Below are 19,053 nucleotides of genomic sequence, written 5' to 3' on the forward strand. Positions count from 1 at the left end.
TCCTCACAGTACTTCCGTGCCCTTGGTCAACAACCAGATGATGATCACCAGCAACAGGGCACCCACGCCGCAGGTCAGGCCGAACTGCCCCCAGGTCTTCTTGCCGTTCTGCACCTCGGAGTAACAGCAGTAGGCGTGATAGGCGACGCCGCAGAACGCGGCGGCGGCGATGGCCAGGGCGATCAGGGCGACGATGTCATAGCCGTGATTCTGCAGGGTCTGGATGATGCCGTTGCCTTCGCCGCGGCTGGGCGCCTCCATCTCGGGCAGGGCGGCGGACACCGGCGCTGCCGACCATGCGCCGGCGGCGGGCGCCACTCGCGAAAGCGGGCGCAAGAGCTGTTTGAAGAGGGAAAGGATGTTCATCGGGTGCCTCCAATGGCGGTGTGTGAAACGGGAAATAATCAGTGCAGCAAGAGCAGGGTGAGCAGGATGTAGATCAGCGCCACCTTGGTCGCCAGGCCGGCGAACTTGCCCTGGGACAGTTGTCCGCCGGCCCAGCCGCGGTAGCCGCTGACCAGGGCCCAGGCGGCGAAGATCAGCGCGATGGCCAACACCAGGCCGGTCAGCAAGCCGGTGCTCTGCTGGGGGGTAAAGCCGCCCATGGCCTGAAAAGCCGAGAGCTGCGATGCACTCATGCTCATGGCGCAACCCCGCCGGAACGGGTGTAGTGACCGGTCAGCTCGGGCAGGGCGCGGGGCTGGGCCCGGGACGGGCTGAGATAGCCTTCGATGCCTTGGCGTACCAGTTCCAGGTCGGCAGACAGGCGGCGGTAGTCGAAGCTGAAGCGCGCCTGTTCATCCCTCGGCAGCGCAGCGCTGGCGTTCGCCTGCCGGCTGGCGGCGTCGAGCTGGCGCAGCAGTCCGGCCAGGTGCGTGCGTTCATGGGCCGTTGGCTCGGCCAGTGCCAGGGGAATGCCGAGGCTCGCTGCCAACGCGATATATCGAAGGGGTCTCAAGGCAATAGGCATAAAGGCGATCCACTCGAAGAAAGTTCAACGAGCGTGCCGCAGGAAGAGGGCGATGGCAGCCGGAAAACAGGATTGGACGCGGTGGGTTTTACGCTCAGGCCCATCACAGGTATTTCTTGAAGCTGCCGACCGAAATGCTCACTACCAGGCCCAGGGCGGCCGCGGCGGGCAACAGGATCAATAACGGGTTTACGCTCATGGGCAGCGCCGGATAGAGGATCCAGGGCGCGACCGCCAGGGGGGTGATCAACATCTTCGCCCGGTGGTAGATGAACCCCGATTCCCGGCCGGCACCGAACCGGCGCAGATCCCTGCGCACCAGGCCATCCACCACGCCAGTGAAGATCGCCATCAGCATCAGCGGAAGGGTCAGCAGCAGGATCAGTATCCGCGCGAGAAAGGTCAGCACGGCATAGACCGCCGCCAATCCATAGTCCTGCGTGCGTACCCGGGCCTGTCCCAGGTAGTACTGCAATCCCGTACCGCGGTGTTCGTTCATCCTCGGGGACTCTGCCGGCAGGTTGATGCCGTTGATCAGTCCGGTCTTCTCGAAGCCCCACTCGTAAGCCAGGGCGATGATCCGGCGGGCGTTCTGTTCCGGCTGATCGAGCAGCCAGCTCTGGTTGAAGCCGGTCGAGATCCAGGCCAGCTCACTGTTCAACATGTCCCGCGAGTGGTGCCAGCCCTCGTCCGGCCAGAAAAAGAACAGGCCGAGCCACTCGCTCGCCACGCTGAAAAACAACGCCGCCAGCAGGATGCCGAGCAGGCTGAAGGGGAGCCCGAGGAGTGTGCCGAACAGGCCTTTTTCTCGATAGACCTGTTGGTTTCTTGCGGTTTCGCCGGTGGTCGCCATGTTGTCGTTCCCTTCAATGGGCAGTGAGGAAATCGTCCGGCAGATCCGCCGGCAATGGCGCTCCCACGTCCTGTGTGCCGGTGGTGGTCCACCATTCGCCACCGCCATCGACATAACGCTGGCGCATGTTCGCAGCGAGGGCTTGCAGATCTCCGGGCATGTGTTCATCGGGGTCCGGGGCCGGCAGGGGCATGCGAATCTTCCACAGGTTGCCACCTTCGATCAGGGCGAAGGCTTGTCCCTTGGGCAGGCTGACAATGTGGGCGGGCTCGATCAGCGGGACACTGGTGGAACTGACCCGGTCCTGGGTGTTGCTGGTGAAGTCGGTGCCGCCCGCCGGGTCGGAGCTGTCGGTGGCGCCGCTGACCAGCGTGGTCGAGTACACGTCGACCTTGGGCAACTGGCGGGTCAGCAACTCGGCGGTGGCTGTTTCCCGTACCCGCAACATGAAGAGGTTGTTGAAGTTGCCCACCACCTGCCCGGCCTTGGCCCGGTTGCCGATCCTGGCCTCGATGTCGCTGATGGTCTGGGTGTAGGCGGTGACCTGGATGCCCGCGCCACCGCCCTTGTTGATCATCGGGATGAACTCGTCGCCCATCAGTTCGTTGAATTCGTCGGCATGCAGGTTGATCGGGGTTTTCTGTTCCCGGGCGCTGTCCGGCAGGCCATCGTCGAGGCCGAACTTGTAGAGATGGCCGGCCACGGACACCAGGTCGGAAAACATCGAATTGCCCACTGCCGCCGCCACTTCCGGGTCGGACAGGGCATCGAGCCCGACATAGACGATCGCCCGCTTCCGAATGACCTGCATCCAGTCGAAAATCGGCCTGGGATCGTCAAGGTCGCTGTAGTCGGGCGAGATCAGTTCCGCCATGCGTCCGGTGGTAAGTTTTTCCAGCAGGGGCAGGAGCGAGGCGACGATCTTGTCGAAGTAGGTCTTGTCGTAGCGCACGGCCGAACGCAGCCCGTCCAGCACCGGATCGGCCACCCGTGTGCGGGAAAGGTACTGGTCAATCGCCGTCACCCGTTTCTGTCGGCCGCGCATGTTGTGGGGCGTGTTCTTGTCGTTGAGGCTGGCTTCGAGGGTCGCGATGATGTCCCAGGCCCCGGGATCACGCTGGGCAAAGTAGTGTCCGCTGTACTCGATGAACAGGGCGTCGATATTGATCACGTGTCGCTGGATCTTCAGGTAGTCCGGGCGCACCCCCAGGGCCACCAGCGCCCGCGCGATGATGTTGACGAAGCGCCAGGCGAACTCGCGAAAGGCGGCGCTGCTGCCTTCACCCGAGAGCTGCCCGGAGATCCGGCTGGCGACTTCGGAGATACGCCCGAAACGCCCAACGGCGTTGTAGCGTGCGGAAAAGTCCGGCCACCCCAGGTGGAACACATAAAACTCGTCGCCACGCCCGGCCCGCTGGGCTTCGACATACATGCGCTTGAGCAGGTCGGCGTCGCCCTTGGGGTCGAAGACGATCACCGGTTCGAAGTGACAGCGATCGCCGGCGTCCCTCCTGCGACGGATGTCCTGGGTGATGAACAGCTCCGCCAGCCGGGTTTTGCCGACCCGGGTCGTGCCGAGCACAAGGCTGTGACCGACGCGCTCGCCGAGCGGCAGCGAGACCTCGACTTCATTGGGCTCGACCCCATGCAGCCGGGGCGAACCGCCTACCGGCGGCAATGGGCGGAACGGGTTGAGCGGGCTGTCCCAGGCGCTGACGGCGGGGATCAGGCTCAGCGGGAAGGGGGCTTTTTCCAGGCGTTCTTCGAGCCTGCGGACCTGCTGGAACAAGGCCGGCGGCTCCACGTAGCGACGGAACTCCGGACGGTAGGTCTGCAGCAGGCGCTGGGTGTGCCGCTGTTCCCACTTGAAACCGCTGCCGATAAACAGTCGCCGGTTGCTGACGGGCACCTTCCTGCTGGTCATCACATAGCGTGGCAGCCGGCGGATATTGCGGCGATAGCGCAACACCAGCAATGCCTGGCGCAGGCGAATCCAGCCGAACAGGAGAAAGAACAGGGACGCCACCGCCCCGAACAGGGGGGTCAACGCCAGCGACCAGGGCGCGAGCAGGCCCAGGCCGGCGCCGGCCACGCAGACTGCCACGGTGTACAGCTCCACGGCCGGACGCAGCAGCGCTTCGATGGTATGGGAGTGGGTCATGGCTATTGCTCGATACCGGTGGCGGTCACCAGCACGGGATAGTGTTCGAGCCCCAGCCGGCGTGCCAGGTCATCCGCCGCGGCCGGCACCATCGTCAGGCCCGCGCCCAGCTGGCGCAGCTCGGCGAGTGCCTGTAGCCGCTGCACACTGACGACCAGGCCGACCGCGCCGAGATCACGCAGGACCGCTGCCCGCTGCTGCAACCAGCGTCGTGACAGCTCGTCATCGCCCACCAGGAAAACCGGCTGCAATCCGGGTACGTGGTGCACGCGAGGATCGAGGTGCCCGGGGACCAGGGATTCGGACTGCACCGGCAGCATGTCCGCCTCGCCATAGGCCGCCAGGCGAACGGGCGGTAGCGCCATCGCCTTTGCCGACAGAGCGGACGGCGACGGATTGAGCGAGCGGTAATAGGGCAGGGCAGAGTCTGCGCCCAGGTCTTCGACAACCTTCAGCCCGGCCTGTGTGCCATGGGCCAGCAGCAGCGCCATGGCGCTCACCAGATGGGGGGATTTCATGGTGTATATCTTCCTTGAACGGCGCCGAGGGTGACTCGGGCCAGATGACGGGCAAAGGTCTTGCGATAGCGTTCGGCGGGTGCGCCGCCAGCAGGACGGTGATAACGGCCGGCCGCCGTTACCCAGTCGATCTCTGCGGTCTTGTGCTCAAGCAGCAGTGCGGTGGCGACGCTCAGGTTGCGGTAGGGGTCCAGTGCCTCGCAGGGATGAGCGAAATGCTCGCCATTCCAGCCCAGGTTGATCTGCCCCAGGCCGGCATCGACCCGCTTCGCCCCGACCTGGCCGATGGCCCGGAGCAGGGCGTGGCAGGCCGATTGCCGGTCGGCATAGCGATAGGGCAGGCCGGCGACATTCAGGGTCCAGGGCCAGGGCCGCAAGCGACCCCGCAGCGAGGCGCCGCTTTCCTGCAGGGCCAATGCGTACAGTACTTGCGGCGGTACCGGCGTGCCCTGGGTGGCCCACCGGTAGGCCAGGGGGGGCAACGACGTGGCGGTCACCGGCAACGCCAGCAGGCAGCCGCCCGCCAGGGCGCCGAGCAAGACCAGGCGACCAGGGTTCATCGCCGCTGCCATCGGCCATTGGCGGCCTGCATGACGGCCGGAAATGTCCCGTTGTCGCCCTGGCGCTGCCAGTGTCCGGCATCATGGTTGAGGGTGATCTCCCGCAGGCGCACCTTGTGCGGTTCAATCCCGGCCGTTCTCGCCCATTCGCGGATGAGCGCGTCATTGCCCCGACTGTCGACCAGGTACAGATCGAAAGCCTGCCGGTCGTGCTGAAGCTGGCGGACGCGCTCGATACAGCCCCGACAGTCCGTGGTGACGAACACCGCCAGTCGTCCCGCCGGCACGACGGGCGACATCAGCGGCGGCGGGTTGGCAGCGATCAGGTTGACCGGCAACTGGTCGGGGTAAAGACGCTTGTAGGCCTGGTCGTAGGCGTTCTGGTAGGCCATCAGCTTTTGCAGTCGCGTCACCTCGGCCTGTACCTGCAACTCGGCGTAGCGCTGCTGTTCGGCGCTGTCCCGCGCTTCGATGCCCAGCGCGGTCAGCGGGTCGAGGTTGGGCGAGTAGATGCCCAGGGGGCCCTCCATCACACGGCGGAAACGCTGCCATTCCTCCTGCTTGAGTCCCCAGTCGGCGGCCCGTTCCAGCTCCAGCTGGCGCACCTCGCTTGCCTGGTGACGGTCGCTTTCGACGGCCTGACGTACCCGTGTTTCGGCCTTTACCACGGGCAGTAGCAATAGATAGGCTGCGCTCAATACAGCCACGAAAGTGTTCACGTTCATGCTGTGGCCCTCATTGAATCGAGACGCTCAGGGAACTGCCATCAGGCCGGCGCCATAGGGCTTTGCCCGACTCCAGGGTATTCAGGCGCCAACCCGAAAAGGCCATGCCCGGTCGCAGCAGCTCGATGGCGGCAAGCTGCGGCTGCCCGCTGGGCGCCACCGCCAGGAAGGATTCGCCCCCACGCGACTCGAGGCCCACGATGGTGAAAGGCGGTTGTACGGCGGCGGTGGTTTTCCTTGCGCGTGGCCTGGCCTTCGAGCGGGCTGCGGGTTCGCCACCGGCCGATGTCACTGAGGCCGTGGCGAGGGCGGGAGCGGAAGCCACCGGGCGGCTTTCCAGGCGGGCCTTGAGCGTCAGCAGGGTGCCTTCGCTGTTTTCCATCCGGGCGCCCAGCGCGGCCAGGCCCGAGGCCAGGGTATCGACGGAGCGGTTGCCCGTCTCCAGTGCGCCGAGGCGCTTGAGGAGAACCTGTTCAGCGCGTCGGGACTCGGCCTGGAACGCAGCGCTCGATTGCCGCAAGGCCTCCAGCTCGGCGTCGACCGTTTGCAACTGCTGCTGCAGGCTTTCCAGATGACCGGTCGAGGGGCGCGAATGCACCTCTGTCGACAGTGTCGAGAGCTTGCCGCCCAGATACAGCGCGATGCCCGCCAGCAGGGCCAGGGTCGCGCCTTGAACAAGTGCGTTTCGGCAAGGGCGCGCCATTATCGATCTCCCGCCGGTAACGCCGCGGACAAGGGCATTGCGCTTGTCGGCAAGCGTGTCAGGCGTACAAAGCAGATCCGGCGGGCGTACTCGTCCACCTCCAGTCGCCAGGCCGGGCCCGCCAATGTCAGCAGGGCATTGCGCACCGTGACCGGTCCCAGCCGGTAATGCGCGGCGGGCAGCGGATGGGCATACAACACCCGGATATCGCCGGCGCCCCCCGCGGGCGCCGGGCACAACCCATATCCCGACTGGCGCAGCACATGGCCCATGGCTTCCTGGACCGTCGGCTTCGCCCCCTCGGGGATGCGGATATCGATGACCTGGCTCAGCAGATCCAGCTGATCGCTGCGTGGCCTGGTGTCGGCCAGGGTATAGCGATCGATACGCAACAAGCCCGCACTCTCGGCGCGCAACGCCCGCTCCTCGGACACCTCCGGCGCGGGCCGGGCATCCGGGATCTCGGGCGATGCGCAGCCCGACAGCACGGCGGTCAACGGAAAAGCGAGTGTTACAGCGACGACCAATGGCCGGGTAGAAAAGCAAAACATCCAGGTGTCCTCACGCAGTGATAAGGACACGGTGGCAAATCAGGGCGGTGGGTGCCGCAAGGAAACTGGATCGCAGAGGGCGGCATTTTCAGGAGCAGGCCGGCGCGGTGGCATCTTGTCCGGCTGTGAGGCCGATGCGGTTTTTTAGGCCAGGTCGGCGGGGCCGGTGTAATGTATCGGAAAATAACGGCGGAGCCCCCCATGTCCGATCAACCTGCGTTTCGAAACGAGTTCGATGATAATCGTTTCCGTCTGCTGGTCGATGCGGTGATCGACTATGCGATCTACATGATCGATCCCCAGGGCATTATCGTCAGTTGGAACAGTGGGGCCAGGCGCTTCAAGGGGTATCAGGAGACGGAAATCCTCGGTGCGCATTTCTCCTGCTTCTACACCCCTGAAGACCGCCGCGACGGACTTCCCGCGCGGGCCCTGGACACTGCCCTGCGTGAGGGTCGATTCGAAGGCGAGGGCTGGCGGGTCCGCAAGGACGGCACACGCTTCTGGTGCCATGTGGTGATCGATCCGATTCGCGATCCACGGGGCGGCCTGCTGGGCTTCGCGAAAATCACCCGCGACCTGACCGACCACAAGCTCGCCGAGCAAAGCCTGAAACAGAGCGAGCAGCAATTTCGCCTGCTGGTGCAAAGCGTTACCGACTACGCCATCTACATGCTTGACCGCGAAGGGCGGGTCAGTAGCTGGAATCTCGGCGCGCAGCGCATCAAGGGGTATACGCCGCAGGAAGTCATCGGCCAGAATTTCTCGCTGTTCTACACCGAGCAGGATCGCGCCAACGGCGAGCCCCGGCGGGCCCTGGATATCGCCGCGAGCGAAGGGCGGTTCGAGAAGCAGGGCTGGCGGGTCCGCAAGGACGGTTCGCGGTTCCTGGCCCATGTGATACTCGACCCGATCCGCGCCGATACCGGCGAGATCATCGGCTTTGCCAAAATCACCCGCGATATCAGTGAGTCGGTCGAGGCGCAGAAAAAGCTGGAACTGGCGCGCGAGGCGCTGTTCCAGTCGCAAAAGCTCCAGGCCATCGGCCAACTCAGCGGCGGTATCGCCCATGATTTCAACAACTTGCTGACCGTCATCCAGGGCAACCTCGAACTGTTGCACAAGCGTGTCGACGGCGATCCGAAACTCTTGCGGCTGGTGGACAACGCGTTGCTCGGCACTGCCCGTGGCGTCTCATTGACCCAGCGCATGCTGGCCTTCGCCCGGCGCCAGGAACTCAAGACCGAGGCCGTGCACCTGCCGCAACTGGTGGCCAATCTCCTCGAACTGTTATGCAGTTCGGTGGGGCCGCAGGTGGTGGTTCAGGCCCGACTGCCCGAGCAACTGCCGGCGGTGGATGTCGATGTCAACCAGCTGGAGCTGGCATTGCTCAACCTGGTGAGCAATTCCCGCGATGCGATGCCGGCGGGCGGCACTATCCGGATCAACGCCGAGGTACGCGGCAGGACCGGTACGCTGCCCCACGATGACTACGTGTGCCTGTCGGTGATCGATGATGGCGAAGGCATGGATGAGCAGACCCTGGCCTACGCGGCCGATCCGTTCTTCACCACCAAGGGGGTGGGCAAGGGGACCGGCCTGGGACTGTCGATGGTCCACGGCCTGGCGGAGCAACTGGGCGGGCGGCTGGTGCTCAAGAGCAGCAAGGGCCAGGGCACCACTGCCGAACTCTGGTTGCCGATGGCGACCGATGGCATCACGCGGCTGCCATTGCTGCCCGAGAAACCGCACGGCCCTGTGTTCAAGTCCCTGACGGTCCTGGTGGTCGACGATGACAGTCTGGTCCTCAACAGCACCATGCTGCTACTGGAGGACCTGGGGCACCGGGTGATCTGTGCGGTTTCCGGTGTCCAGGCACTGCAGTGCTTCGGGCAACACCCGGATATCGACCTGATGATCACCGACGTGGCCATGCCGCAGATGGATGGGGCGCAGTTGGCCGAGGCGGTGCGCCAGTTGTATCCCGCGCTGCCGATCATCCTGGTCACCGGATATGCCCAGCACCTGGAGGGCATGGCCCTGCAACTGCCACGGATCCTCAAGCCCTATAACCAGTTGCAATTGCGCGAGGCCCTGGCGCAGGTCATGCCCAAGGACACGCCGCCAACTGCCGATCTATCGGCCCCGGTGGCTTGAGGCAGACCCTGGCGTGGTGCCGTTCGCTTGCCCTGCGCTGATAAACCACGCCGGCGCAGATCTGTTTTGCCCTGGAACCCGGCCCTGCTGAGGGGCAAAAGACGGGTTGGTTCTCCAACAGGGATAACGCGCCGAATGTTCTGGCGATCGAAGTCGAAAAAGGCGGCCACTTCCGGGGCCATCTCCACGCCTGGCCATCTTGTGCCGAAGCCGGCCGCCGAGTTGTTGTCAACGCCTCGCCGACGCCAGTTGCTGGAGCACATCTGGCAGCGCACCTCGTTGTCGCGCAATCAGTTTGCCGATCTCTACCTGCGCCCCATCGAGCGCTATGCCGAGCTGGTCCAGCAATTACCGGCCTCGCAAAGCCGCCACCATGCCTACCTCGGTGGGATGCTCGATCACGGCCTGGAAACCATGGCCTATGCCCTGAAGATCCGCCAGTCGCATCTGTTGCCGGTGGGGGCCGATCCGCAAACCCAGGCGCTGCAAGCCGAAGCCTGGAGCGCCAGCATCGCGTATGTGGCGCTGCTGCACGACGTCGGCAGGATCGTCGTCGACATGGACGTGCATCTGGCGGATGGGGCGGTGTGGCATCCCTGGAATGGTCCCATCCGGCGTGAGTATCGTTTCAGGTATTCGAAGGCGCACTCGCAGATGCTCCACGGTGCGGCGACGGCGCTGCTGTATGCGCAGGTGCTGCCCGTCACGATCCTCGACTGGTTGAGCGCCTACCCCGAACCCCTGGCCGCGCTGATCCATGCCCTGAGCGGGCATTGCGAACAGGCGGGCATTCTCTCGGAGATACTCGTCCAGGCCGACCAGGCCTCGCGCGCCCTGGAGCAGGCCGTGACGCCTGCCCGGGAGCCGGGGGGGCCGAGGCCGTCGGCGCCTCCCGAGCGTTTGCCTCGCCTGGAATCGACCGATGAGGGAGTGAGCGACGAGGACCTGGGGCAGGTCTTCATGACGTGGCTCCGCCAAGGCGTGCAGAGCGGGGCGATTGCCGTCAACGAGGCCAACGCCAAGGTCCACGGCGTGGCCGGCACGGCCTTGCTGGTGACACCGAAGATCTTTCAGCGCTATGCCCGGGAGCATCCCGACGTCGGGCGAATAGCCAAGGAGCAGGGCGTAGGGGACTGGCAGTGGATCCAGCGTTGTTTCGAAAGGCTGGAGCTGCACCGCAAGCGAGCGGATGGCCTGAATATCTGGGCCTGCGAGATGCAGGAGCCGCGCAGGACCAGGCGTCTCAACGGCTATCTGCTGATCGATCCCTCATGGCTGTTCAGCGAGTTGCCGCAGGACAATCCATGTCTGCGGCTCAAAGAGATCCGGCCATCCACCTGTGCCCCGGCAACCCCGCAAGCTGCAACGAAACCGGACGGCGGGTGTGCCGTCCGGTCTTGCGATGCCGCAAGCTGAGGGATCACGCAGCGGATCACATGGGGGTCAGAGATGATCCGCGTCGATCACGGCCTTGGCAAACGCCTGCGGCGCTTCCTGCGGCAGGTTGTGGCCGATGCCGCCGCTGATCAGGCGGAACTCGTATTTGCCGGTGAAACGCTTGGCGTAGTCCTCGGGGGCCGGGTGCGGTGCGCCGTTGGCATCGCCTTCGAGGGTGATGGTCGGCACGCCGATGGACGGTGCCGTCGCCAGTTTCTGCTCCAGGGCATCGTAGCGGCTCTCGCCCTGGACCAGGCCCAGGCGCCAGCGGTAGTTGAAGACCGTGATATCGACGTGGTCGGGGTTGTCCAGGGCCTTGGCGCTGCGGTCGTAGGTGGCGTCATCGAACGCCCATTTCGGCGAAGCCAGTTGCCAGATCAGCTTGGCGAAATCGTGGGTGTTCTTTTCGTACCCGGCACGGCCGCGGTCGGTGGCGAAGTAGAACTGATACCACCATTGCAGCTCGGCCTTGGGCGGCAGTGGGTTCTTGCCGGCCGCCTGGTTGCCGATCAGGTAGCCGCTGACCGAGACCAGCGCCTTGACCCGTTCAGGCCACAGTGCCGAGACGATGTCGGCCGAACGTGCGCCCCAGTCATAACCACCGAGCACGGCCTGCTTGATTTTCAAGGCATCCATGAAATCGATGACGTCACTGGCCAGCGCGGCCGGCTGGCCGTTGCGCAGGGTCTTGTCGGAGAGGAAGTGGGTATCGCCATAACCACGGGCATACGGCATCAGCACCCGATAACCCTTTGCCGCCAGCAGGGGCGCGACTTCGTCATAGCTGTGGATGTCATAGGGCCAGCCGTGCAGGAGGATCACCACCGGGCCGTTGGCCGGACCCGTCTCGGCGTAGGCCACGTCCAGCAGCCCGGCGTTGACGTGTTTCAGCGGGCCGAATGGAGAGGGGGCGGCATAGGTGGTGCCAGCACGGGGGGCGGTTGGCTGGACGGCGTCGCTCGTTTGTGCGTGGGCCACGCCGAACGTGCCGAGCAGGGCGAGGGCAAGGATCGACGAACCGGCCAGACGGCGGCGGGATTTATCGGTCGGGTGGTTGTGCAGTGCCATCTTCATGGTGACGTCTCCGTTGCAAGTCTCGGCCAGGGGTTCGGATCGACCCCTTCAAACCTTGCCTGCATTTGAACGCCGTGAAGTATCTGGCCTGTGTCCAATCCGGGGCCGGATGAAAGCCCCGGTATCGCAAGGTGGTTCAGACACACTGTGATACAGAGCCGGTGATTCGTCTGGTGCCGATGCTCGGGGTATGGCCGGGCTTTGTCGTCTCCGACTGCCCATGGACACCGTCAGCGTGCGTCGCGCACCTGCATCAACGCGAACCCCAGCAGATTCAGGCCTTGCCACAGATTGGGGTTGTTCACGTTTTCGTCGTCCTGGGCGAGCCCGATCCCCCAGATGCGATCGACCGGACTGGCCTCGACAATGATCGCGGAGCCGGTCTGCTCGAGAAACGCCCCCAGCTCCGGGTTCTGGGTGAACTTGGCCTGGTTGGCGCGGACGACGATTGCATAGCGCTGTTGCAGCCAGACTTCCTCGTTGAAGCCGCGAACGTTGCGGCCCAGCGCCTTGGCGGCATTGGGGGTGGGCGCCAGGAGGACCTGGGCACGGATCTCCTCATCGCCGAACAGGGTCGCCTTTTCGGCCATCATGAAATGTTCGGCCGTCAGGTAGCGTTGCCCGTCGACGATGAACTCGGCCGGATACCACTGGCTGAAGCAGGAAGCGGTGATGCCACTCTTGCTTCGTTGGTGTCCCCAGAAAAAGACATAGTCGAGTTTCTCTGCGCAATTGAAGCGGGCGCGCAGAGTTTCCAGATAGCTTGAGTCGTGCAATTGAGCTTCCTTGGCGGCGGGCTTTTGAGGTAAGGGGACCTGGTCCCGGCATAGTATGGGTACGGATCGGGTTGTTGTCATATGCAGGTGAGAACCCGGCGTCCGGATGCTGCCGTTATTGCCCTGGCACCCGGCCCCAGGCCACGACGGTCATCCCTTGAGCGCCGCTTCGATCTTCGCGATATCGATCTTGCCCATGCCCATCATGGCGTCGAAGGCACGCTTGGCGGTCGCCGGGTCGGGGTGGGTGACCGCCGCCGTCAGCACGCGAGGGGTGATCTGCCATGACAGCCCCCACTTGTCCTTGCACCAGCCACAGGCGCTTTCCTGGCCACCGTTGCCGACAATGGCGTTCCACAAGCGGTCCGTTTCGGCCTGGTCGTCGGTGGCCACCTGGAACGAGAACGCTTCGCTGTGCTTGAACGCCGGCCCGCCGTTCAGGCCGAGGCACGGGATACCCAGCACCGTGAACTCGACGGTCAGGACATCGCCCTGTTTGCCGGCGGGGTAGTCGCCGGGGGCTCGGTGGACGGCTTTCACGGCGCTGTCCGGGAAGGTCCCGGCGTAGAACGTCGCGGCCTCCAGGGCAGTGCCGTCGTACCAGAGACAAATCGTGTTTTTGCTGATCATCCGGGTTCTCCACGAGAGGGGGGACACGTGGAGTCTAGCCGACGACACTTGGCCGTCCCGTTTTTGCGACGGCCGCCCTGCCGGCAGGGCGGCCTGGCGGGGCTCAGATCCGGGCCAGCGCCTGTGCCAGGTCGGCCCGCAGGTCCTCGACATCCTCGACACCCACCGACAGGCGCACCAGCGCATCGCCGATACCGAGTTGCGCGCGGGTCTGCGCCGGAATGGTCGCGTGGGTCATGATCGCCGGATGTTCGATCAGGCTTTCCACGCCGCCCAGGCTCTCGGCCAGGGCGAAGATCTGCACGCTTTCGAGGAAGCGCCGGGCGCCGGCCAGGTCGCTCTTCAGGTCGACGGAAATCATCCCGCCGAAGCCACGCATCTGCCGGCGTGCCAGTTCATGCTGCGGGTGCGACGCCAGGCCGGGGTAATAGACCCGCGCCACCTGTGGCTGGCGCTCCAGCCAGGTCGCCAGCTCCAGGGCGTTGCTGCAATGGCGCTCCATGCGCAACGACAGGGTCTTCACGCCGCGCAGGGTAAGGAAAGCATCGAATGGCCCGGCAATGGCGCCCACCGAGTTCTGCAGGAACCCCAGGCGCTCGGCGAGTTCGGCATTGTGCCCGACCACCGCGATGCCGCCGATCACGTCCGAGTGGCCGTTCAGGTACTTGGTCGTCGAATGCACCACGATATCGAAACCCAACTCCAGCGGGCGCTGGATCCAGGGGCTGGCAAAGGTATTGTCGGCGACACAGATGATGCCGCGGTCGCGACAGAGGCGGGCGATGGCGGCCAGGTCGGTGAGGCTCAGCAGGGGGTTGCTCGGCGTTTCGACCCAGACCATCCGCGTATCGTCCCGCAGCGCCGCCTCGAAGGCAGCCAGGTCGGTCAGGTCGACGAAGTTGAAACGATGCCCGGCGCTACGCTGGCGCACCTTGTCGAACAGGCGGAAGGTGCCGCCGTAGAGGTCGTTGCCGGAGACCACATGGGCACCCGCGTCGAGCAGTTCGAGCACCGTGGAAATCGCTGCGAGGCCGGAGGCGAAGGCGAAGGCCTGGCTGCCGCCTTCGAGGTCGGCCACGCAGCGCTCCAGGGCGAAGCGCGTCGGGTTGTGGGAGCGCCCGTAGTCGAAGCCCTTGTGCACGCCAGGGCTGTCTTGCAGATAGGTGGAGTTGGCATAGATCGGCGGCATCAGCGCCCCGGTGGTCGGGTCCGGCGACTGCCCGGCGTGGATGACCCGGGTAGCGAAGGCGCGGGGTGCGGCGGACTTGTCGTGCTGACTCATGCAAGGGATCTCCGTAAGTGATTGAGCAGGTCGACGCGGGTGATCAGGCCATGGAAGCCCGACGCGTCGGCAATGATCGCCACCAGCCCGCGGGCCAGCTCGGCCTGCAGTTCGGCGAGGCTGGCGGCGGGGGCCAGGGTTTGCAGTTTGTTGGTCATGACGCTGGACACGCTCAAACGAAAGTGTGTCGCATCGTCATGCATGCCCAGCAGGATATCCGATTCGTCGATCACGCCCACCAGTTGTTGGCCGTCCACCAGTACCGGCAATTGCGAGACATCCGCCAGGCGCATGCGCTGGAAGGCGGTGAGCAGGGTATCGTCCGGTCCCACGCTGATCACCCGGCCGTCCTCGAAGCGTCGGGCGATCAGGTCGCGCAGGTCGCCGTAGCGTTTGTACTGCAGCAGTCCCTGATCGTTCATCCACTGGTCGTTGTAGACCTTGGACAGATAACGGGTGCCGGTGTCGCAGACAAAGGTCACGACGCGCTTGGGCTCGGTCTGCTCGCGACAGTAGCGCAGTGCCGCGGCCAGCAGGGTGCCGGTGGACGAGCCGCCGAGGATGCCTTCGGCGCGCAGCAACTGGCGGGCATGGTCGAAGCTTTCTTCATCGCTGATCGAGTAGGCCTGGCGCACGCTGGACAGGTCGGCGATCGATGGAATGAAGTCCTCGCCGATGCCTTCCACGGCCCAGGAACCCGCGCTACCGATGACGCCGCTGCGGCTGTATTCGGCCATCACCGAGCCGAGCGGATCGGCCAGGACCATGGCCAGGTCGGGCTGTACGCGCTTGAAGAAGCGGGTCAACCCGGTCAGGGTGCCGGCCGAGCCGACCCCGACGACGATGGCGTCGACATCGTGCTGGGTCTGTGCCCAGATTTCGGGGCCTGTACTGGTTTCGTGGGCCAGGGGGTTGGCCGGGTTGTTGAACTGGTCGGCGAAGAACGCATCGGGAATCTCCCTGGCCAGGCGGGCGGCGACATCCTGGTAGTACTCGGGATGGCCCTTGCCGACATCGGAGCGGGTGATATGCACCTCGGCGCCCATGGCCTTGAGGTGCAGGACTTTCTCGGTGGACATCTTGTCCGGGACCACCAGCACCACCCGGTAGCCCTTGGCCCGGCCGACCAGCGCCAGGCCCAGGCCGGTGTTGCCGGCGGTGGCTTCGACAATGGTCGCGCCGGGGCGCAGGCGGCCATCGCGTTCGGCGGCGTCGATCATCGCCAGGCCGATACGATCCTTGATCGAGCCGCCGGGATTCTGGGATTCGAGCTTGAGGAACAACGTGCACGGACCGGTATCGAAACGGCTGACGCGTACCAGCGGCGTATTGCCGATCAGTTCGAGGACGGCGGGGCGGGAGTTGTTCGGCATGGGGTCACCTCATTACGGGAAGTTCGTAGTGGATGGACAGCGGATGAGGGGAGCAGGTTGCAGAAAACCTGTCGCTTGGAACATAGGTCGGTATCGCCCCGGCCGCAACCGGATGCGGGCAATCAGTGCCTGCGACACTCAAGGTCACGGTCGTGACGATGCTGTTTCAGTTTGCCAGGGCCCGGTCGACCAGCCCCATGATCTTTTCGGCCGTCGTGCGATCGACTGGGGTGTAGACGATCATTCCCAGGTCCGGCCGGCCATCGATGGAAAACGCCGAGTACTCCAGCTCGATCGGTCCCAACTCAGGGTGCAGCAGGCGCTTGACGGTTTCTGCGTCGCCGTGACCATGCACCTCGTGGTGATGCCACAGGTCGGCGAACTCCGCACTGATACTGCAAAGCTCGTCCACCAGTTCACCGGCCTCGGAGGCCAGCCCGGCTCGCGCCACATCCGCCCTGAACGCACCCACTACGAAACGGGCGACGCTCGCCCAGTCATGCTGTTTGGCGCGCACTGCCGGATTGCAAAACAGGAACCGCAGGATATTGCGCTGGCCGACGGGTAGCGTGCCGTAGTCGGTCAGCACGACGGCGGCGGCACGGTTCCAGGCGATCACATCCCAGGTGGCGCTCTTTATGATCGCCGGGCTGACGGGAAATGCATCGAGCAGGCGCTGAAGCCTGGGATTGATACCCTCGACGGGCGTATAGCGAACTTCGGGCAGTCGTCCCAGCGCCAGCATGAACAGGTGCTCGCGTTCCGAATCCGTCAGCATCAGGGCCCCGGATATCCGGTTCAGCACCGCGGCGGATGGCGCGCCACCACGGCCTTGCTCCAGCCAGGTGTACCAGGTCGGGCTGATGTTGGCGCGCTGGGCAACTTCTTCCCTGCGCAGTCCGGGAGTGCGCCTGCGTCCGGAGTACCCCAGGCTTGCCGGATCGAGGCGGGTTCGCCGGTTTCTCAGGAACTCGCCGAGAGAACTGCTTGCACTGACGGGCATAGGGGAACCTGTTAATCATTTTAATAGGATAATGTCACTACTTTAACGGGATAAAGAATGCTCCGATAGTGAATGGGAAACCACCCAGGAGAGCTGTCATGCGAATATTTCTCACCGGTGCGACCGGCTTTATCGGTTCGGCCCTTGTCCCCGAGTTGATCCGGGCCGGGCACGAGGTCACGGGCATGGCCCGTTCGGAAGTCGGAGCACAAGCGCTTATCGAGGCGGGGGCCCAGGTGCACCGTGGTGATCTGGAGGACCCCGAGAGCCTGCGTGCCGGTGCCGCTGAAGCCGATGGCGTGATACATGCGGCGTTCGATCACGATTTTTCGAGGTTTGCCGCCAATTGCGCCAAGGACCGGCGAGCGATCGAGGCCCTGGGCTCGGCCCTGTCCGGCTCCGACCGTCCCCTGATCATCACCTCCGTGGCATCGCTGGGCAGTGCTGCGCCCGGTCAACTGGCGACCGAGGACGTTTGCAATACCCGCCACGCCAATCCGCGCACCGGGTCCGAACTGACTGTAAATGTGCTGTTGGACGCCGGTCTCAATATCTCGGTGGTGCGCTTGCCGCAGGTCCACAATCCATTCCGGCAGGGGTTGATCACCCCCCTTGTTGCCGTCGCTCGCGAAAAGGGCGTCTCGGCCTACGTGGAAGCGGGGCGCAACCGCTGGGCGGCCTGTCATCTCCTGGATGTGGCGCGTCTGTACCGACTGGCCCTGGAGAAAGGCGAGCCGGGCGCGCGTTATCACGCTGTCGGCGAAGAAGGGGTCAGCAGCCGCGAAATAGCCGAGTCGATTGGCCGGGGTCTGAAGGTGCCGGTGGTGTCGATCACGGCCCTGGAGGCGGTGACGCATTTTGGCTGGCTGGAGATGTTCGTCGGCCTGGATATGCCAGCGTCCAGCGTCCTGACACAAAGCCGCCTGGACTGGCACCCGACGGGCCCCGGGCTGATCGCGGACCTTGACCAGGCGCGTTTTGCCTGACGCGCATTCGCAGGACGCAGAGCCGGCGCAGCCCTTCCCGCAGGCAGCGAGTCAGAGCGTGCGCAGCAATCCGCTGCTCGCCAGCGTCTGGTCGACCAGGCGAATGCGGTCACGGCCGCCACGCTTGGATTCATAGAGCGCGGCGTCGCTTTGCTCGATCAGGGCCGTCAGGCTGGCGGGCGCCTGGTCGAACAGGTTGGCGCCGATGCTCAGGGTGACCGCCGCGGGCGTGGCGAAGGTCTGTGAGGCTGTCTGGTGGAACTGCTCCCGCAGCCTGCTGCCCAGTTCGACGATGCGTTCATTCGAGGCGTTGCCCAGCAGGATGACGAATTCGTCACCGCCCAGGCGCGCCGCCAGCGCACCGTCGGGCAACGCCGAAAGAATCATCTCGCTCAGCGTGACCAGCAGTCGGTCGCCCGCGGTATGGCCATACAGGTCGTTGACCAGCTTGAAGTTGTCGATATCGATCAGCAGCAAGGCGCCCGGCCGAGCCCCGGAGACCTCATCCAGCAGGCGCGGTGCGCGCACTTCGAGGGCGCGGCGGTTGTACAGCGCGGTCAACGGGTCACGGGCCGCCAGTCGCGCGATGCGCTTCTCCCGCCGGTAACGCTCGGTGCCGGTCATCGACAGCGCAATCAGCATGATCGCCATCGCCCCCTCGACCAGCGAAATCTGGATGATCTCGCCCCGGAAGGCGGCCAGATCGATCAGGGTGCCCGGAATGACCGCCGAGATCGCCTTGGCGAGATAGAACAGCCCATGAACCAGCAGGACATAACGCAGTTGGACCGCCCCCACGCTCAGGGATCGGCCATGGGGGCGCAGCAGGAAGCTGGCCCTGAGCGTCAACAGCGCGACCAGCAGCGAGTTGACCAGCAACATGACTTTCGACCAGGACGGCTCTTCCGGCAACAACAGCAGGGCCAGCCAGACAGCGAAGACCAGGTACCAGGCACGGGACAGGCGTGCCTGCGTAAAACGTGCGACCCCCATCAGGAAGAGCCCGTGGGCGATCACCAGCAGGCCGTTGGCGAACCAGATGCCGATCAGCAGGAGGCCGCTGCCGCGCAGCAGGGCGAGGGTCGATCCCACGGTGATCGTTGCAAACCCGGCACTCCAGAACAACAGCGAGGGTTCACGAATGCTGCGCCATTCGATGGCCAGGTACAGCGCGGCGGCGGCGGCCAGGGCGATCGAGAGGGTCAACAACGTGGGAGGGTCGAGCGCCATATACGGACTAGCCTGTCTGGTGTGCGGTGAAGTCCCTCGATTGTAAGCCCTGGAGCGGAATTTT

General features: G+C 64.9%; 20 protein-coding genes. 3 read left to right on the forward strand and 17 right to left on the reverse strand.

The window, feature by feature from the left end; translation table 11 throughout:
* Positions 1-3: 3 nt before the first annotated feature.
* The 10 genes from HX881_RS00480 to pilL2 all read right to left on the reverse strand — a co-directional run bounded on the left by HX881_RS00480 (position 4) and on the right by pilL2 (position 7,041).
* Positions 4-366 carry a TIGR03745 family integrating conjugative element membrane protein gene (locus HX881_RS00480; protein ID WP_177082138.1) on the reverse strand — a complete coding sequence of 121 codons (363 nt, stop codon included), beginning with the start codon at positions 364-366 and terminating at the stop codon, positions 4-6.
* A 38-nt stretch (positions 367-404) separates the two neighbouring features.
* Positions 405-644, reverse strand: a complete 240-nt coding sequence (locus HX881_RS00485; RefSeq protein ID WP_042935940.1) for a TIGR03758 family integrating conjugative element protein — start codon at positions 642-644, stop codon at positions 405-407.
* Positions 641-934: an integrative conjugative element protein, RAQPRD family gene (locus HX881_RS00490; protein ID WP_246356419.1), complete on the reverse strand. Its 294-nt coding sequence runs from the start codon at positions 932-934 to the stop codon at positions 641-643. The genes HX881_RS00485 and HX881_RS00490 overlap by 4 nt, the downstream gene beginning before the upstream one ends.
* Positions 935-1,073: 139 nt before the next feature.
* Positions 1,074-1,823, reverse strand: a complete 750-nt coding sequence (locus tag HX881_RS00495; protein ID WP_177082140.1) for a TIGR03747 family integrating conjugative element membrane protein — start codon at positions 1,821-1,823, stop codon at positions 1,074-1,076.
* Between the two features lie 13 nt (positions 1,824-1,836).
* Positions 1,837-3,984 carry a type IV conjugative transfer system coupling protein TraD gene (gene traD, locus HX881_RS00500; RefSeq protein ID WP_177082141.1) on the reverse strand — a complete coding sequence of 716 codons (2,148 nt, stop codon included), beginning with the start codon at positions 3,982-3,984 and terminating at the stop codon, positions 1,837-1,839.
* Between the two features lie 2 nt (positions 3,985-3,986).
* Complete coding sequence (locus HX881_RS00505; protein ID WP_177082142.1) at positions 3,987-4,502, reverse strand: integrating conjugative element protein; 516 nt, start codon at positions 4,500-4,502, stop codon at positions 3,987-3,989.
* Positions 4,499-5,074, reverse strand: a complete 576-nt coding sequence (locus HX881_RS00510) for a lysozyme family protein (RefSeq protein WP_425503429.1) — start codon at positions 5,072-5,074, stop codon at positions 4,499-4,501. Before HX881_RS00510 ends, HX881_RS00505 begins: the two co-directional genes overlap by 4 nt.
* Complete coding sequence (locus HX881_RS00515) at positions 5,059-5,787, reverse strand: TIGR03759 family integrating conjugative element protein (protein WP_177082143.1); 729 nt, start codon at positions 5,785-5,787, stop codon at positions 5,059-5,061. The genes HX881_RS00510 and HX881_RS00515 overlap by 16 nt, the downstream gene beginning before the upstream one ends.
* 10 nt (positions 5,788-5,797) lie before the next feature.
* Entirely contained in the window at positions 5,798-6,490 is a 693-nt protein-coding gene (locus tag HX881_RS00520; RefSeq protein ID WP_177082144.1) for a hypothetical protein, read from the reverse strand.
* The gene (pilL2, locus tag HX881_RS00525; protein ID WP_177082145.1) at positions 6,490-7,041 is read right to left on the reverse strand and encodes a PFGI-1 class ICE element type IV pilus protein PilL2; all 552 of its coding nucleotides are present in this window, start codon (positions 7,039-7,041) and stop codon (positions 6,490-6,492) included. The genes HX881_RS00520 and pilL2 overlap by 1 nt, the downstream gene beginning before the upstream one ends.
* Positions 7,042-7,242: 201 nt before the next feature.
* Between pilL2 and HX881_RS00530 the strand changes: the two genes are divergently transcribed.
* Together HX881_RS00530 and mobH are read left to right on the forward strand one after the other, a co-directional pair.
* Positions 7,243-9,198 (forward strand): hybrid sensor histidine kinase/response regulator, encoded by a 1,956-nt coding sequence (locus HX881_RS00530; RefSeq protein ID WP_177082146.1) that lies wholly within the window; start codon positions 7,243-7,245, stop codon positions 9,196-9,198.
* 135 nt (positions 9,199-9,333) lie between these two features.
* On the forward strand, positions 9,334-10,614 hold the full coding sequence (mobH, locus tag HX881_RS00535) for a MobH family relaxase (protein WP_177082147.1): 1,281 nt from the start codon (positions 9,334-9,336) through the stop codon (positions 10,612-10,614).
* Between the two features lie 27 nt (positions 10,615-10,641).
* On the opposite strand, the gene HX881_RS00540 is transcribed toward mobH, so the two are convergent.
* The 6 genes from HX881_RS00540 to HX881_RS00565 all read right to left on the reverse strand — a co-directional run bounded on the left by HX881_RS00540 (position 10,642) and on the right by HX881_RS00565 (position 16,773).
* On the reverse strand, positions 10,642-11,709 hold the full coding sequence (locus HX881_RS00540) for an alpha/beta fold hydrolase (RefSeq protein WP_177082148.1): 1,068 nt from the start codon (positions 11,707-11,709) through the stop codon (positions 10,642-10,644).
* A gap of 230 nt (positions 11,710-11,939) precedes the next feature.
* Positions 11,940-12,485, reverse strand: coding sequence for a riboflavin biosynthesis intermediates N-glycosidase (gene ybiA / locus HX881_RS00545; protein WP_177082149.1), 546 nt, complete (start codon positions 12,483-12,485; stop codon positions 11,940-11,942).
* A gap of 150 nt (positions 12,486-12,635) precedes the next feature.
* Positions 12,636-13,115 (reverse strand): VOC family protein, encoded by a 480-nt coding sequence (locus HX881_RS00550; protein WP_017127487.1) that lies wholly within the window; start codon positions 13,113-13,115, stop codon positions 12,636-12,638.
* Positions 13,116-13,218: 103 nt separating this feature from the next.
* A complete protein-coding gene (locus HX881_RS00555) occupies positions 13,219-14,397 on the reverse strand; it encodes a cystathionine gamma-synthase (RefSeq protein WP_177082150.1) in 1,179 nt (392 codons plus the stop codon).
* Positions 14,394-15,770 carry a pyridoxal-phosphate dependent enzyme gene (locus HX881_RS00560; RefSeq protein ID WP_017127485.1) on the reverse strand — a complete coding sequence of 459 codons (1,377 nt, stop codon included), beginning with the start codon at positions 15,768-15,770 and terminating at the stop codon, positions 14,394-14,396. The genes HX881_RS00555 and HX881_RS00560 overlap by 4 nt, the downstream gene beginning before the upstream one ends.
* 166 nt (positions 15,771-15,936) lie before the next feature.
* Positions 15,937-16,773, reverse strand: a complete 837-nt coding sequence (locus tag HX881_RS00565) for a helix-turn-helix transcriptional regulator (protein ID WP_177082151.1) — start codon at positions 16,771-16,773, stop codon at positions 15,937-15,939.
* A gap of 98 nt (positions 16,774-16,871) precedes the next feature.
* On the opposite strand from HX881_RS00565, the gene HX881_RS00570 reads away from it, so the two are divergent.
* Positions 16,872-17,759, forward strand: a complete 888-nt coding sequence (locus HX881_RS00570) for an SDR family oxidoreductase (protein ID WP_017127483.1) — start codon at positions 16,872-16,874, stop codon at positions 17,757-17,759.
* A 51-nt stretch (positions 17,760-17,810) separates the two neighbouring features.
* Here HX881_RS00570 and HX881_RS00575 read toward each other — a convergent pair whose 3' ends face one another.
* Positions 17,811-18,989 (reverse strand): GGDEF domain-containing protein, encoded by a 1,179-nt coding sequence (locus HX881_RS00575; protein WP_177082152.1) that lies wholly within the window; start codon positions 18,987-18,989, stop codon positions 17,811-17,813.
* Positions 18,990-19,053 lie beyond the last annotated feature (64 nt).

This window comes from Pseudomonas gingeri (assembly GCF_013386115.1).
Classification (GTDB): domain Bacteria; phylum Pseudomonadota; class Gammaproteobacteria; order Pseudomonadales; family Pseudomonadaceae; genus Aquipseudomonas; species Aquipseudomonas gingeri.

Excerpts from the sequence above, each read along its gene's own strand:
- HX881_RS00505 (WP_177082142.1), bottom strand. The coding sequence starts at position 4,502 with ATGAAATCCCCCCATCTGGTGAGCGCCATGGCGCTGCTGCTGGCCCAT.
- HX881_RS00540 (WP_177082148.1), bottom strand. The coding sequence starts at position 11,709 with ATGAAGATGGCACTGCACAACCACCCGACCGATAAATCCCGCCGCCGT.
- HX881_RS00575 (WP_177082152.1), bottom strand. The coding sequence starts at position 18,989 with ATGGCGCTCGACCCTCCCACGTTGTTGACCCTCTCGATCGCCCTGGCC.
- HX881_RS00520 (WP_177082144.1), bottom strand. The coding sequence starts at position 6,490 with ATGGCGCGCCCTTGCCGAAACGCACTTGTTCAAGGCGCGACCCTGGCC.
- HX881_RS00495 (WP_177082140.1), bottom strand. The coding sequence starts at position 1,823 with ATGGCGACCACCGGCGAAACCGCAAGAAACCAACAGGTCTATCGAGAA.
- HX881_RS00480 (WP_177082138.1), bottom strand. The coding sequence starts at position 366 with ATGAACATCCTTTCCCTCTTCAAACAGCTCTTGCGCCCGCTTTCGCGA.
- pilL2 (WP_177082145.1), bottom strand. The coding sequence starts at position 7,041 with ATGTTTTGCTTTTCTACCCGGCCATTGGTCGTCGCTGTAACACTCGCT.
- HX881_RS00530 (WP_177082146.1), top strand. The coding sequence starts at position 7,243 with ATGTCCGATCAACCTGCGTTTCGAAACGAGTTCGATGATAATCGTTTC.
- HX881_RS00560 (WP_017127485.1), bottom strand. The coding sequence starts at position 15,770 with ATGCCGAACAACTCCCGCCCCGCCGTCCTCGAACTGATCGGCAATACG.
- HX881_RS00550 (WP_017127487.1), bottom strand. The coding sequence starts at position 13,115 with ATGATCAGCAAAAACACGATTTGTCTCTGGTACGACGGCACTGCCCTG.
- HX881_RS00515 (WP_177082143.1), bottom strand. The coding sequence starts at position 5,787 with ATGAACGTGAACACTTTCGTGGCTGTATTGAGCGCAGCCTATCTATTG.
- HX881_RS00485 (WP_042935940.1), bottom strand. The coding sequence starts at position 644 with ATGAGCATGAGTGCATCGCAGCTCTCGGCTTTTCAGGCCATGGGCGGC.
- mobH (WP_177082147.1), top strand. The coding sequence starts at position 9,334 with ATGTTCTGGCGATCGAAGTCGAAAAAGGCGGCCACTTCCGGGGCCATC.
- HX881_RS00510 (WP_425503429.1), bottom strand. The coding sequence starts at position 5,074 with ATGGCAGCGGCGATGAACCCTGGTCGCCTGGTCTTGCTCGGCGCCCTG.
- HX881_RS00565 (WP_177082151.1), bottom strand. The coding sequence starts at position 16,773 with ATGCCCGTCAGTGCAAGCAGTTCTCTCGGCGAGTTCCTGAGAAACCGG.
- traD (WP_177082141.1), bottom strand. The coding sequence starts at position 3,984 with ATGACCCACTCCCATACCATCGAAGCGCTGCTGCGTCCGGCCGTGGAG.
- HX881_RS00570 (WP_017127483.1), top strand. The coding sequence starts at position 16,872 with ATGCGAATATTTCTCACCGGTGCGACCGGCTTTATCGGTTCGGCCCTT.
- HX881_RS00555 (WP_177082150.1), bottom strand. The coding sequence starts at position 14,397 with ATGAGTCAGCACGACAAGTCCGCCGCACCCCGCGCCTTCGCTACCCGG.